The organism is Serratia sp. 4542, from assembly GCF_016805595.1.
In the GTDB taxonomy this organism is placed as follows: Bacteria; Pseudomonadota; Gammaproteobacteria; order Enterobacterales; family Enterobacteriaceae; genus Serratia; species Serratia nevei.
The window spans coordinates 613,105-626,434 of the sequence record NZ_RXKV01000010.1 but is presented as its reverse complement, the minus strand read 5'-3'; the positions used below and the strand labels follow the sequence as shown (position 1 = coordinate 626,434).

At 59.3% G+C, this 13,330-nt stretch carries 13 protein-coding genes; 8 read left to right on the top strand and 5 right to left on the bottom strand.

All coding sequences use genetic code 11. From position 1 onward, the window contains the following. Positions 1 to 15: 15 nt before the first annotated feature. Entirely contained in the window at positions 16 to 1,719 is a 1,704-nt protein-coding gene (locus EKL15_RS15245; RefSeq protein ID WP_038877273.1) for a SulP family inorganic anion transporter, read from the bottom strand. Between the two features lie 221 nt (positions 1,720 to 1,940). Between EKL15_RS15245 and EKL15_RS15240 the strand changes: the two genes are divergently transcribed. After that, positions 1,941 to 2,480, top strand: coding sequence for a septation protein A (locus tag EKL15_RS15240; protein ID WP_004932082.1), 540 nt, complete (start codon positions 1,941 to 1,943; stop codon positions 2,478 to 2,480). Positions 2,481 to 2,556: 76 nt separating this feature from the next. Beyond that, a complete protein-coding gene (gene yciA / locus EKL15_RS15235) occupies positions 2,557 to 2,985 on the top strand; it encodes an acyl-CoA thioester hydrolase YciA (protein WP_004932085.1) in 429 nt (142 codons plus the stop codon). Between the two features lie 70 nt (positions 2,986 to 3,055). On the opposite strand, the gene tonB is transcribed toward yciA, so the two are convergent. Beyond that, entirely contained in the window at positions 3,056 to 3,799 is a 744-nt protein-coding gene (gene tonB / locus EKL15_RS15230) for a TonB system transport protein TonB (RefSeq protein WP_049271333.1), read from the bottom strand. Positions 3,800 to 4,035: 236 nt separating this feature from the next. After that, positions 4,036 to 4,689, bottom strand: coding sequence for an epoxyqueuosine reductase QueH (locus EKL15_RS15225; protein WP_025303057.1), 654 nt, complete (start codon positions 4,687 to 4,689; stop codon positions 4,036 to 4,038). A gap of 175 nt (positions 4,690 to 4,864) precedes the next feature. On the opposite strand from EKL15_RS15225, the gene EKL15_RS15220 reads away from it, so the two are divergent. Further along, positions 4,865 to 5,161, top strand: a complete 297-nt coding sequence (locus tag EKL15_RS15220) for a YciI family protein (RefSeq protein WP_033634770.1) — start codon at positions 4,865 to 4,867, stop codon at positions 5,159 to 5,161. A 172-nt stretch (positions 5,162 to 5,333) separates the two neighbouring features. Beyond that, positions 5,334 to 6,284 (top strand): amidohydrolase family protein, encoded by a 951-nt coding sequence (locus tag EKL15_RS15215; RefSeq protein ID WP_100395695.1) that lies wholly within the window; start codon positions 5,334 to 5,336, stop codon positions 6,282 to 6,284. 53 nt (positions 6,285 to 6,337) lie between these two features. Here the strand turns inward: EKL15_RS15215 and EKL15_RS15210 are convergent, their stop codons facing one another. Together EKL15_RS15210 and EKL15_RS15205 are read right to left on the bottom strand one after the other, a co-directional pair. After that, entirely contained in the window at positions 6,338 to 7,339 is a 1,002-nt protein-coding gene (locus tag EKL15_RS15210) for a LacI family DNA-binding transcriptional regulator (protein ID WP_100395694.1), read from the bottom strand. A 71-nt stretch (positions 7,340 to 7,410) separates the two neighbouring features. Continuing rightward, entirely contained in the window at positions 7,411 to 7,965 is a 555-nt protein-coding gene (locus EKL15_RS15205; RefSeq protein WP_080432897.1) for a D-lyxose/D-mannose family sugar isomerase, read from the bottom strand. 229 nt (positions 7,966 to 8,194) lie between these two features. On the opposite strand from EKL15_RS15205, the gene EKL15_RS15200 reads away from it, so the two are divergent. From EKL15_RS15200 to EKL15_RS15185, 4 genes are all read left to right on the top strand, one after another. Continuing rightward, on the top strand, positions 8,195 to 9,229 hold the full coding sequence (locus EKL15_RS15200; protein WP_100395693.1) for an NAD(P)-dependent alcohol dehydrogenase: 1,035 nt from the start codon (positions 8,195 to 8,197) through the stop codon (positions 9,227 to 9,229). A gap of 4 nt (positions 9,230 to 9,233) precedes the next feature. After that, on the top strand, positions 9,234 to 10,751 hold the full coding sequence (xylB, locus tag EKL15_RS15195) for a xylulokinase (RefSeq protein WP_060423794.1): 1,518 nt from the start codon (positions 9,234 to 9,236) through the stop codon (positions 10,749 to 10,751). Further along, entirely contained in the window at positions 10,748 to 12,253 is a 1,506-nt protein-coding gene (locus tag EKL15_RS15190; protein ID WP_060423798.1) for a sugar ABC transporter ATP-binding protein, read from the top strand. The genes xylB and EKL15_RS15190 overlap by 4 nt, the downstream gene beginning before the upstream one ends. A gap of 75 nt (positions 12,254 to 12,328) precedes the next feature. Continuing rightward, positions 12,329 to 13,306: an ABC transporter permease gene (locus EKL15_RS15185; protein ID WP_016927501.1), complete on the top strand. Its 978-nt coding sequence runs from the start codon at positions 12,329 to 12,331 to the stop codon at positions 13,304 to 13,306. Positions 13,307 to 13,330: the final 24 nt, after the last annotated feature.

Genomic DNA, 13,330 nt, shown 5'->3' with positions numbered 1-13,330 from the left:
CGCGCCCCTTTTTATTTACCCTACCGTGGCGGCTTCCGCCTGCTCCTTACTCTGAATCAGCTTCAGCGCCAAATACAGGTCCGGCACCAAAATCAGCTCTTTGTCGCGCCCTAAGCGGTTGATACGGAACCAGCGCGTCAGCTCGGTGCGTCGCCCCGCCAGCACCAGCTTAACATTACGCTGTAACAGGTCGCGTTTCAGCTCGTCGATGGCCGCCAGCACGCTGATATCGGCATGGGTAAAACTGGCTACCGCATCCACCACCACCCAGCGCGGCTGGAACGGCGTGCCGTCGACCAAATTGAGAATACGGCGTTTGAAGTACGCCACGTTGAAATAGGTCAGCGGCGAATTGAAGCGATACATCATGACGCCAGGTACCGCCTTCACCCCATTGTTGTTGCCCATGGAATGGATCATGCCTTCGTCGTTGACGCCCAGCAGCTGCTCCGTCGGCCGGAAGACGGTGCGCAGAAACTGCATCAGCCCCAGCAATACCGCCAGCCCGATGCCGCTGATCACCCCCACCAGCAGCACGCTGAGGAAGGTAAACAGCGCCAGGCGAAACGCCTGCGCGTTGCGGCGGCGCAAAACCCAGATGCCGCGAATGTCCAGCAGCGACCAGGCCGCATACATCAGCACCACGCCCAATCCTGCCACCGGAATAAACTGCAGCGGCGCCATCAGGAACAGCAAGACGAAGGCGATGACCGCGGCGGCGATGACCGACACCAGCTGGCTCTTGCCGCCGTTGGCGTCATTCACCGCGGTGCGCGAGTCCGCACCGCTGATGGCGAAACCTTGCGACAGCGCGGAGACGATATTCACCAGCCCCAGTGCACGAAACTCGGCGTCGGCGTTCACCTCATAACCGTTCTTGGCGGCAAAGCTGCGGGCGGTGAGCATCATGCTGACAAAACTCACCACCGCCAGGTTAAGCGCCGGGATCACCATGTCGCGCAGCAAGCCGGGCTGGAAGTCCGGCCACTGGACGATCGGCAACACGCCGCTGAAACCGCCCACCGTCACCACGCCATGCTGCTGCAGGCCGCCGGCCCAGGTGACGAACGCCGCCAGCACGATGGCAAACAGCGGTGCCGGCCAGTTAGGCCGCCATTTTTTAAATCCGAGCAGCGTCACCAGCGTCAACAACGACACCGCCATCGTCAACCAGTCACTGTGCAGCAGGTTGCCGGGCAGCGCGTAGATGCGCTCGATCAGCTGCGCCGGGCGCACCGTGAATCCCAACACCTTGCCGATCTGATCGACGATGATGGTGATCGCTACCCCGTTCAGCAGCCCGCTGAGGATCGGCCGCGACAGCAGATCCGCCAGCGCCCCCAGCTTGAACCGGCTGGCCAGCAGGCACCAGCCGCCCATCATCGCGGTCATCATGATGGTCAGCTGCCAATGGCGCTCCATATTACCCGCCGCCAGCGGCGTCACCACCGCGGCGATCACCGCACAGGTGGCGGCGTCGGGCCCGACGATCAGCTGGCGCGACGAGCCGAACAGCGCATAGGCCACCATCGGCAAGATACAGGAATAGAGCCCCACCACCGGGCTGACCCCGGCCAGCTCGGCATAGGCGATGGCCACCGGTAAGGCGACGGCGGCGACGGAAAGGCCGGCGCGAATATCCGGCTTGAGCCAGCTGCGTTGATACCCCAATAAATGCGTCAAACCCGGCGTCAAGGCCTGGAGAGATTTCCACTGCATGCTGTTTTCCGCGGTAAATTATCTGGTTATTATGACACTTACTATGCGGCCTGCGGCCCGCACTAGCAATGTGCCCGCGCTTTCTTGCGTAAGTTTATGCAAATTCCTGCTTTCGCGGCAGAAATCCGCCGGCCAAACGCCGATAATCGGCAACGCCCGGCGGTACACAGAGCTCGCCGAATCCGGTATAGTCGGCCGATGAACAGATGATGGATTGATTTATGAAGCAGTTTCTTGATTTCCTCCCGCTAATTGTCTTTTTCGCTTTTTACAAGCTGTACGACATTTACGTCGCATCCGGCGCGTTAATTGTCGCCACCGCGCTGGCGCTGGTGTTCACTTGGGTGAAATACCGCAAGGTCGAGAAGATGACGCTGATCACCTTCCTGATGGTGCTGGTGTTCGGCACCCTGACGCTGGTGTTCCACAACGATTTGTTCATCAAATGGAAGGTCACGGTGATTTACGCGCTGTTCGCGCTGGCGCTGCTGATCAGCCAATGGGTGCTCAAAAAACCGCTGGTTCAGCGCATGCTGGGCAAAGAGCTGACGCTGCCGGACAAAGTGTGGAGCAATCTCAACCTGGCTTGGGCGGTCTTCTTCCTGGCCTGCGGCCTGGCGAACATCTATGTCGCCTTCTGGCTGCCGCAAAGCGTCTGGGTCAATTTCAAAGTCTTTGGCCTGACGGTACTGACGCTGGTCTTCACCCTCCTCAGCGGTATCTATATTTACCGGCACATGCCGGAAGAACAGAAAAAATAGTTACAAAATTGTTAATGCCTGCGGCGCTTGCCGCGGGCAGTATGATGTTATTCCCTCCTTTTAAAAGCAGACTGCTATGACACAACAACGACCTTTACCCAGCGGCGAGCTGGTGCTGCGCACGCTGGCCATGCCGGCCGATACCAATGCCAACGGTGATATCTTCGGCGGCTGGCTGATGTCGCAAATGGACATCGGCGGCGCCATCCAGGCAAAAGAGATCGCCGAAGGGCGCGTGGTGACGGTACGCGTAGACGGCATGACCTTCCTGAAACCGGTGGCGGTAGGCGATGTGGTTTGCTGCTATGCGCACTGCATCCGCACCGGGCGCAGCTCGATCACCATCAATATCGAAGTGTGGGTCAAGAAAGTCTCTTCCGCGCCGATCGGCCAGCGCTACCGGGCGACCGAAGCGGTGTTCACCTATGTGGCGGTCGATGCGGAAGGCAACTCGCGCGCGCTGCCTGAGGGCAAAATGAATTTCCGCGTTGGCTTCGAAGAATAAGCCGGCGGCTGTACCGCAAATACAAAAAGGGTCGCCGAGGCGACCCTTTCTTTTTGGGTGGTTACCGGACTCAGTTCACTTCGGTCGTGCCGTTCAGCTTGAAGCGGATAGTGACGGTGCGATCTTTCGCTTCTTTGGCCTCATAGCGCCATTTACGCATCGCCTGCTTCACTTCACGCTCGAACATATTGCGCGGCTCGGCCGACAAGATGCGCACGTTGCTGACGCGCCCGTCGCTGTCGATATCGAACTGTACCCGCACGTTGCCTTCGATCTGCAAAGCCTGGGCCCGCGGCGGATAGAGCGGATTGGCGCGGCTGATCGGTCTTGGCCCGACTTCGCGCGAGTTGCCCTGCACCGGCGCGGCAGGCGCCTGTTTCACCGGCGCTTTATCGATCGGTTTGGCCGGTGAATCGTTGTTGAATGGCGACGGCTCGCGCGGCTCAACCTTCTTCGGCTCCGGTTTAACCTGTTTTTCGACCTTCGGCTTCGGCTTAGGCTTCGGTTTCGGCTTGACCGGCTCGGGTTTCACGATCGCCTTCGGCGGCGGCTCCACGATAGGTTCCGGTTCTGGCTCCGGCTCAGGTTCGACCTGCGGCGGCTCCGGCTCGGCCGGAGCCGGTGGCGGCGGCTCGGCCATCGCGGCGGTGTTGACCATCATGACGCTGATCGGCGCGTCCTCTGGCTTCGGCAGCTCCACCACTTCTTTTACAGAAGCGTAAAGCAATCCCGCCACCAGGGCGCTGTGCAGGCCTACGGACAAGACGAAAGGCACGGATATACGGCGATTAAGGAACATCTTTTTTAGCGGCATAATGATTCTGTTTCCTCTGGTTCGCCAAGTTTAAATGCAAATAGCAATCATATTCAATAACGAAAGGCAAACTATCGCTTTAATCGTCAGTCTGCGCGGCTAAAACCAGCAAACTCATAAGGATATTAACCTCACCGTTGCTTTTTTATCGCCGGAACAACACGCTTCATTAACGTTTGGCCGGGCGTCAAAAAATAAAAAACCCGCCGTAGCGGGTTGATTGCGGTAATTAAGCGTTATTCTTCATCACCATAGTAAAGCACGCCCAGCTTAATCAGCGGCCGCCCTTGCGCCTTGCGGTGCAGGTTGGTGTCGCGCAGCGAATAGACGCAGCCGCAGTATTCCTGCTGATAGAAGCGTTCGCGCTTGCTGATCTCTATCATGCGCGACGAACCGCCCTTCTTGCGCCAGTTGTAATCCCAGTACACCAAATCGGGATATTTTTCCGCCGCCCGGATGCCGCAGTCGGTGATCTGCTGCATGTTCTTCCAGCGCGAAATGCCCAGCGAGCTGGAGATGGTGTCGTAACCGTGCTCATGCGCATACAGCGCCGTGCGCTCGAAACGCATGTCAAAACACATGGTGCAACGAATCCCGCGCTCCGGCTCATTCTCCATCCCCTTGGCGCGGGCGAACCAGTTGTCGGTGTCGTAATCGGCATCGATGATCGGCACCCCGTGCTGCTCGGCGAAACGGATGTTCTCTTCCTTGCGCAGCAGATACTCTTTTTGCGGGTGAATGTTGGGGTTATAGAAGAAAATGGCGTACTCGATCCCGGACGCCTGGATCGCTTCCATCACCTCGCCGGAACAGGGCGCGCAGCAAGAGTGCAGCAGCAGTTTACTTTTGCCCGCCGGCAAATCGAGTTTTTCCCTTACCAGTTCCGTCATATCCTCACCTCAATGGCATATCAGTTTAAGCGCGCCGCACTATACGAATAAAAAGTAGCGGCTTCAAGGCATAAGCGCCAATCCGCCGGGAAATTCGCCGCGCACCGTTCCCCTGCCGCGCCTTTTGCGCTACCTTGGTAGCACCGTTTTATAGCCATGATTTTAAAGGTGAAACATGCTTTATCTGATCTACGCGCAAGACGTCCCCAACTCGCTGGAAAATCGCCTGGCGGTGCGCCCGGCACACCTGGCGCGTCTGCAGGCGCTGCGCGATGCCGGCCGCCTGGTGGTCGCCGGCCCTAACCCGGCCATCGACAGCAACGATCCCGGCGCCGCCGGCTTTACTGGTTCGACGGTGATCGCCGAATTCGAGTCGCTGGCGCAAGCCCAGGCCTGGGCGCAGCAGGATCCCTATATCGCCGCCGGCGTCTATGCCGACGTGACGGTGAAGCCGTTCAAGCAGGTGTTCTGATCTCCAGCCCTCCCAATACCGGGAACGCCCGTTCGCGCGCCGTTCCCGGATCAATGCGTGCTCTCACCCTAACCCGTCGGTAGAAAAAATGCCCTCCCTCCAGGGGCTGTCGCGTCGCCTGCCTATACTCTTCTGAACCCGCGGCATCGCCGCGAACTCAGGAGATCGACCGATGCGACTCGACGTACACGCCCACCTGTGGAGCACAGAGTATCTGGATCTTTTGCAAGCGCATGGCGTGCATGAAGTTGCCGCCTATCGGCACCTGGGCGCCGGCCGCACCGAGCGCGAGCTCGACGCGCGTTTCGCCCTGCTGGATAAGGCCGGCATCGACATGCAAATGCTGTCGGCGACGCCGCTGTCGCCGCATCTGGAAGACGAGCAGGCGGCCGTTGATGCCGCGCGCCGGATCAATGATGAATATGCGGAGCTGGTAGCGCGTTATCCCACCCGCTTCCGGGCTATCGCTTCCTTGCCGCTGCCGCATATCGACGTTGCGTTACGCGAGCTTGAAAGGGCCTTTACCCAACTCAATATGCTGGGCGCCTGCATCACCACCTCAGTGCTCGGGTTGTCTATCGCCAACCCGCTGTTCGAGCCGCTCTATCAGGAACTCAACCGCCGCCACAGCGTGTTGGCCATTCATCCCGCCGGCCGCGGCGCGCACTCGCCGCTCATCGCCGACTACGCCTTGACCTGGTCGATCGGCGCGCCGATCGAAGACACGGTCGCCGCCATGCACTTTATCCTCAACGGCATCCCTCAACGCTTTCCGGAGATGAAAATCATTGTGCCGCATCTGGGCGGCCTGCTGCCGATGACGCTGGAACGCCTCGACCAGACCGTCGCGTGGGAGGCGCCGAATACGCCGGAACCCCCAAGCCGCGCCGCCCTGCGCATGTGGTACGACACGGTAGGCCACGATCAGGTGCCCGCACTGCAAGCGGCGGCAGCGACATTCGGCGCACAGCGGCTGCTGTTCGGCACCGATTTTCCGTTCCAACCGGGCGACCTGTTTCAAACCACGGTGGACTACATCCGGCGAGCGGGTTTGCCGGAGGAAGAGGTGAACGCCATTTTGGATCGCAATGCGGCAGCGCTGTTTGGACTGGGTACAAACTGACACGTCAAGGCTCAGTGAGCCCCTGTGCCGCCCATCAGGTGTCGTGCGCCGCGTTATATGACCAGTTTTCCCCGCACCACCACCTTGCCCGGCTTGATCTCGGGGTCGGCAATGCGGCGGATCGCCAGATTCAACGCTTGCCAGGCGATCTCTTGCAAATCGTGTGACACGCAGGGGAAATGAAAACCGTAGATCTCGGCATGTGAAACCTCATCGATGCTGAACAGCGACACGTCCTGCATCAACGGCAGCCGATGTTCGATACAGGCCTTGATAATACCCAGGGAGATCTGGTTATTGCAGCCAACGAAAAAGTCCGGCGCGCGGTTATTGGCCAGCCAACGGCTCGTCTCTTGCCAGGCGACATCCATAAAGAAATCGGCATACAGCACTTCAAGCGACGCTACCTTGCCTTGTAATGCCGCTTGCAAGCCAGTGACCCTGTCACGCGCCACGTTGGAGTTTTCCGGCCCGGAGACCACCACCACCCGCTGCGCCTTCTGTTCCAGCAGCCAGCGCCCCGCCTGGAGGCCGCAGTCCAGGTTATCGATATACACCCCGCTGCAGTGGCGATTGTCCAGCTCCCGGTCGATCAGCACCACCGGAATATTCAAGGTTTCCAACCGTTTTAGGTAGGAAGGCTGGTACAAATGATCGTTGGAAATGACCGAGAGAATGATCGCATCGACGTTGTAGCCAATCAGTTTGTCGATGATTCTGTCTTCGCTTTCCTGAGACTCATAGGAGTCGAACACCAGGGTGTCATATCCCATTTTTTGCGCTTCAAGCGTCATCAGCCGCGTCAGGCCGCCAAAGAACGGGTTGGCCATATCAGGGTTGACGATGCCGATGGTTCTGCTGCTTTTTGCCCGCAGGTTGCGCGCCGCGGCATTGACCACATAGCCGAGCTCGACAGCGGTCTCCCGAATGCGACGCAGCGTTTCCGGATGAACCTTGTCCGGCTGTGAAAATGCCCGCGACGCGGTGATTTTACTGACGTTTGCCTGTGCGGCGACGCTAGCCAGCGTCGCTTTCCGTCCTCGATCCCCTGCCAAATGCAGCTCCTTAGCCTTAAGGTATCATTTTGTATCATTTTTAGCATCATGACAGAACTTGGTTCATGGCGCTAATGGTTTACGCCGGCAAGACGATTAATCCGGGGATCGGTAAAAATATCCAGCTCATCACGACTCTCGGAAGAGAACTCGGACACCACGGCGCCCTGCTCGCCAGCCTGGAACCAGTGCCGGGTATTGGGCGCGATGGTATATTGCTCGCCGGGCCGCAAAAGGATATAGCGATTGCAGGTATACCACGGCTCCGCGCCCTCGGGTACCCGGCATACCGGTTCGCCGCCGGCGTCATTAAGCGTCAGGTTTTCATCATCGACAAACAGGAACACCGCGCCCCAACGGCAGCGGAAAGTCTCTTGCTTGCCGGGCGTGCCGGCGAAAGGAGGATGCAAATGTTCCGGGCAGGTTTGCCCCGGAAACAGCACCAGCTCTTTCGCACAATACCGCGGTGAGTTGACGTAGGTCAGCAGCTGCAGCCCTGACACGGGATAGTCGGCCAGGCCAAATGTTGCAATTTCAATACGTTGCTGCTCTTCATCGGTCAGGACAATGTCCGCCTGGCGCAAATATCCCAGCGTAGCGGCTCTGGCGCTTTGGTGTATCTTCATCATTTCCCCCTGCAAAGTAACGGTATCGATATCAACGCGCTGATATTAAAACCGTCATTGCCCCGCCGATTTTGTGATCGCTATCCCCATATTGAATAACAACCCACCAGCAAAATTAACCACCGTCGAGTAATTCCAACATTGATCACAGTTTAACCACTCGCTTTGGCCCAATATCGCCTCACTAAAATGATATCGTTACCATAAAAATGATTCACCAGGAGGCCATATGAAAGCATTAGTGTTGGCGAAGGCGGGAGAAATCGCTATCGAGGACGTCCAGCTTGCCGAGGCGTTGGGGCCCGATGATGTACAGATAAAAATTCATTCCGTAGGCATTTGCGGCAGTGATGTGCACTATTACCAGCATGGCCGCATTGGCCCGTTCGTGGTTAACGCCCCGATGGTGCTCGGCCATGAAGCCTCCGGGGTGGTGCTCGCGACAGGTAAAAACGTCACTCACCTCAGCGTCGGCGATCGCGTTTGCATGGAGCCCGGCATTCCCGATCTCAACTCTGCCCAGACGCGCGCCGGTATTTACAACCTTGACCCGGCCGTTCGCTTCTGGGCGACGCCGCCGGTGCACGGCTGCCTGCGCGAAACCGTCATCCACCCTGCCGCCTTCACGTTCAAATTGCCGGACAACGTCAGTTTCGCTGAAGGCGCCATGGTGGAACCCTTGGCCATCGGCATGCAAGCGGCCACCAAAGCCGGGATCAAACCCGGCGATATCGCCCTGGTGATCGGCGCCGGGCCGATCGGCGTGGTCACCGCCCTCGCGGCGCTGGCGGGCGGCTGCTCGGACGTCATTATTTGCGACCTATTTGACGAGAAACTCGCCGTGGCGGCCAGTTACGAGGGGCTGCACGCCGTCAATATCAAAACCGGCGACCTGGCGGGGAAAGTGGCCACGCTCACCAGCGGCAATGGCGCCGATGTCGTGTTTGAATGCAGCGGCGCAAAACCGGCTATCGCAACGCTGGCCAAACATGCGGCGCCAGGGGCGACCGCGGTGCTGGTCGGCATGCCGATCGATGCCGCGCCGCTGGATATCGTCGCCGCGCAGGCCAAAGAAATCACCTTCAAGACCATTTTCCGCTACGCCAACATGTACCCGCGCACGCTGCGGCTGTTGAGCAGCGGCAAGTTGCGCGTCCAGCCGTTGATAAGCCAAACCTACAAGTTCTCCGACAGCGTGGCCGCCTTCGAGCGCGCGGCGGCGGGACATGCCTCGGACATCAAAATCATGCTGGAGATGGAGTAATCCTATGACGCTCTATGCTGGCATAGACTGCGGTACGCAAGGCACGAAAGTCGTGATTGTCGACAGCACACAGGGCGCGATCCTCGGTGAGGGCAATGCCCCTCACCGTCTCATCAGCCAAGCCAATGGCCGGCGCGAACAGGAGGCCGACTGGTGGATTGAGGCGTTAGTCATCGCTTTTCGCCAAGCCGTGACTAACGCCGGCGTTGATGCGCGGGAGATTCATGCTCTGGGGGTATCGGGCCAACAACATGGGTTTGTGCCGCTGGACGCAGACGGCAACGTGCTGCACAGCGTCAAGCTGTGGTGCGATACCGAAACCGCGGAAGAAAACGCACGGCTCCTGCAACAGCTCGGCGGCGCCAACGGCTCGCTGGAAACGCTCGGTTTGCGGCTCGCCACCGGCTATACCGCGTCAAAAATCCTTTGGTTCAAGACGCACCATCCGGCGCTGTGGGCAAAACTGCACACCGTGCTGCTGCCCCATGACTACTTGAACTTCTGGCTGACCGGGGAGCGCGTAGCAGAATATGGCGACGCTTCCGGCAGCGGGCTGTTCGATGTACGCAGCCGTAGCTGGAGCAAAACCGCCGTCGAGCTCATCGATGACAGCGGCCGCCTGTGGCAAGCTTTGCCGCCGCTCAAAAGCGCGGAGTGCTGCATCGGCACGGTGCGCCCCGCCGCGGCGGAAAAACTCGGCCTCGGCCCAACGGTGCGGGTATCGACCGGCGGCGGCGACAACATGATGGCGGCCATCGGTTCCGGCAACATCGAGGCCGGCACCCTCACCCTGAGCCTGGGCACCTCCGGCACGCTGTTCGCCTGGTCTGCCGCCCCCGTCGCGGCGGAATCGGACATGATTGCCGGCTTCTGCTCCAGCACCAACGGGTGGCTGCCCTTGATTTGCACCATGAATGTCACCTCGGCCACCACCGCAGTGCAAACGCTGCTGGATGAAGATCTTGCCGGCTTTAACGCGTTGTTGGCGCAGGCCTCGCCCGGCGCAGGCGGTGTCGAAATGCTGCCGTTCTTCAATGGCGAACGCGTTCCGCCGCTGCCCCACGCGCGCGCCAGCCTGCATAACCTCGACAGCGACAACTTTACCCGCGCCAATCTCTGCCTGGCGGTAGTCGAAAGCGCCACGTATGGGTTGCGCTATGGCATCGAGCTGTTTCGCCGTCAGGGCATCGAAGCGCGCGAAATCCGCCTCACCGGCGGCGGCGCCCGCAGCGCCGCCTGGCGACAAATCGTCGCGGACGTGATGGGCTGCCCGGTGGTCTGTCTGAAAGCCAAAGAGACCGCCGCGCTGGGCGGCGCCATTCAGGCGATGTGGGCGACAATGTTGGCTGACGATCCGCGCCGGAACGCCGGCGCGTTGCTGGCCGAACTGTGCCAACGCTTCGTTGCGCTGGATGAGGCCACGCGCACACGGCCAAACGCCGGCAGACAGGCACAATACGAGACGCTTTATCAACGGTACCTGCAACGCTTGCAGCAGACCTACCCGGAGGTGCAACTGTGACGCAAGATCCCCATACGCCAGCGCCCGCCTACCTGCTGGAGGTCAGCGGCGTCAAAAAAGCCTTTGGCCCGGTCGTGGCGCTCAAGAATGCGGAGTTTTGCCTGCGGCGCGGATCCATCCATGCCCTGTGCGGCGGCAACGGCGCGGGCAAATCCACCTTTCTCAGCATTCTGATGGGCTTTATTCAACCCGATGGCGGCGATATTTTTATCAATGGCCAACGCTGTGAATTTCATCACCCTCGAGAAGCCCTCAACGCCGGCATCGCCATCGTGCAGCAGGAACTGAGCGCGATCCCGGATCTGACGGTGGCCGAAAACATTTGGCTGGGCCGCGAGCCGAGACGCTTGGGGTTCGTCGACTTCGCAACGCTCAACCAGCGTACAACCCGCCTGCTCAAAGAACTCGATTTCAAGATCGACGCCCGAGAAAAAATGCGCAACCTGAGCGTCGCCGAGCAACAGCTGGTCGAGATCGCCAAGGCGCTGTCGCATGCTAATGCCGACATCATCATCATGGATGAACCCACCTCGGCGATTGGCGAAGAGGATGCGCAAAAAATCTTTCAGACGCTTCAGCAGCTGGCGGCGAAAGGTAAAGGCATTATCTACGTCTCTCACCGTTTGTCAGAGATATTCCAAATCGCGGACAGCTACACCATCTTCCGCGACGGCGCCTACATCCATGAAGGCTATATCGCCGACATCACCCGTGAACAGCTGATCGAACACATTATTGGCGGCGAGTACGACAGCGAGTTCGCCAAATTCAATCAGCCTGGCGAAGAGGTCTTGCTGGAGGTCAACAACCTGTGTTGGCGCAGCAAGATAAAAGATATCAGCCTGCAGCTTAAGCACGGTGAGATCCTGGGCATCTATGGGCTGGTGGGCTCGGGGCGCAGCGAGTTTCTCGATCTTATCTTCGGCATTCAGCATGCCGACAGCGGCACGATCCGCTTGGGTGACAAGACGCTGAACCGCCACTCTCCGCGCAAGGCCATCGACAGCGGTATTGCCTACGTAACGGAAGATCGCAAGGAAACCGGCCTGGTGCTGTGCCGCTCCGTCAGTGAAAACATCAATATCGCCTCTTTTGCCGCCATCAGCCGGATGGGGTTTGTCAGCGAAAAACGGGAGCAGGCGCGGACCCGCGACATGATCCAGCGCTTCAACGTTAAAACCCATGACGGCGAACAGCCGGTGGGCAACCTGAGCGGCGGCAACCAGCAAAAGGTCGTGCTGGGCCGTTGGGCGCTGCTGGATCCGGAGGTTTTGCTGCTCGACGAGCCGACGCGCGGTATCGACGTCGGGGCCAAGAAAGAGATCTATCGATTTATGTCGGAGTTCGCCTTGCAAAACAAAGGGATCATCATGGTTTCCTCCGAGCTTTCGGAAATTATCGGCATGAGCGATCGCATATTGGTGTTTCGTGACGGGCAGTTGGCCGGCGAGCTTTCGGCAGCCGATGCGACCCAGGCAGCACTAATGAAACTTGCGGTTTAACAGAGAGAGAAAAAAATGAGCAGCGCCCACTCCTTATCACCAGGAATTTCATTTTTCACCCGCAATAAGCGCCGCATGCACAAATACGGCATTATCATCGCCTTTTTCGCCCTGTGCCTGATCGTGGCGCTGATTGGCGAATATCAGGTCGCTCAGGGGGCCTGGAGCAGCAACTATTTTCTCAGCAATGAAAACACCCTGATCGTCCTGCGCCAGGTCTCGATCAACGGCATTCTGGCCATCGGCATGACCTTCGTCATTATCACGGCCGGGGTCGATCTCTCCGTGGGATCGGTGCTGGCGCTAAGCGGGATCGTCGCCGCCCGCTTCGCTACCAACAACAGCGGATTGGCTATCGGCGATACCGCGACCGCCGTCATGGCGCCGCTGATTGTGGCGCTCGGTATCGGCATCGTTTGCGGCCTGGTGAACGGCACCGTGTTAGCCCGCTACCGCCTGCAGCCGTTTATCGTCACCATGGGCATGCTCTCCGCGGCGCGCGGTTTAACCATGTTGACCACCAACGGCAATCCGGTATCGCAATTGAACAGCGATTTCCGCTGGTTGGGCAATGGTTATGTCGGCGGCGTTCCGGTGCCCGTCATCATCTTCATCGTGCTGTTCGCCCTCGCCTGGCTCGTGCTGAATAAAACCCTCTTCGGGCGCTACATCTACGCCGTCGGCGGCAACCCGAAAAGCGCGCGCACCTCGGGGATTAACGTCACCCGCATCAAAATACTGGTGTATACGCTGTGCGGCGCGCTGGCCGGCATCGCCGGCCTGATCCTCACGGCGCGCACCGGCTCGGCGCAGACCAACGCCGGTGCAGGGTATGAGCTGGACGCCATCGCGGCGGTGGTGATCGGCGGCACCAGCATGGCCGGCGGCGTCGGTACGCTGGTCGGCACCTTCTTCGGCGTGCTGATTATCGGGGTGATGAATAACGGCCTCGATCTGCTTGGCGTGCAATCGTATTACCAACAGATTATCAAAGGCGCATTGATCGTTCTTGCCGTCTTGCTCGACCCCTCGCGTAAGCAACAGCGCGATTAATAACATCAGACCCAACTCTACCAG

Excerpts from the sequence above, each read along its gene's own strand:
- yciA (WP_004932085.1), top strand. The coding sequence starts at position 2,557 with ATGACACAACAACGACCTTTACCCAGCGGCGAGCTGGTGCTGCGCACG.
- tonB (WP_049271333.1), bottom strand. The coding sequence starts at position 3,799 with ATGCCGCTAAAAAAGATGTTCCTTAATCGCCGTATATCCGTGCCTTTC.
- EKL15_RS15225 (WP_025303057.1), bottom strand. The coding sequence starts at position 4,689 with ATGACGGAACTGGTAAGGGAAAAACTCGATTTGCCGGCGGGCAAAAGT.
- EKL15_RS15185 (WP_016927501.1), top strand. The coding sequence starts at position 12,329 with ATGCACAAATACGGCATTATCATCGCCTTTTTCGCCCTGTGCCTGATC.
- EKL15_RS15200 (WP_100395693.1), top strand. The coding sequence starts at position 8,195 with ATGAAAGCATTAGTGTTGGCGAAGGCGGGAGAAATCGCTATCGAGGAC.
- EKL15_RS15220 (WP_033634770.1), top strand. The coding sequence starts at position 4,865 with ATGCTTTATCTGATCTACGCGCAAGACGTCCCCAACTCGCTGGAAAAT.
- EKL15_RS15240 (WP_004932082.1), top strand. The coding sequence starts at position 1,941 with ATGAAGCAGTTTCTTGATTTCCTCCCGCTAATTGTCTTTTTCGCTTTT.
- EKL15_RS15205 (WP_080432897.1), bottom strand. The coding sequence starts at position 7,965 with ATGAAGATACACCAAAGCGCCAGAGCCGCTACGCTGGGATATTTGCGC.
- EKL15_RS15215 (WP_100395695.1), top strand. The coding sequence starts at position 5,334 with ATGCGACTCGACGTACACGCCCACCTGTGGAGCACAGAGTATCTGGAT.
- EKL15_RS15245 (WP_038877273.1), bottom strand. The coding sequence starts at position 1,719 with ATGCAGTGGAAATCTCTCCAGGCCTTGACGCCGGGTTTGACGCATTTA.
- xylB (WP_060423794.1), top strand. The coding sequence starts at position 9,234 with ATGACGCTCTATGCTGGCATAGACTGCGGTACGCAAGGCACGAAAGTC.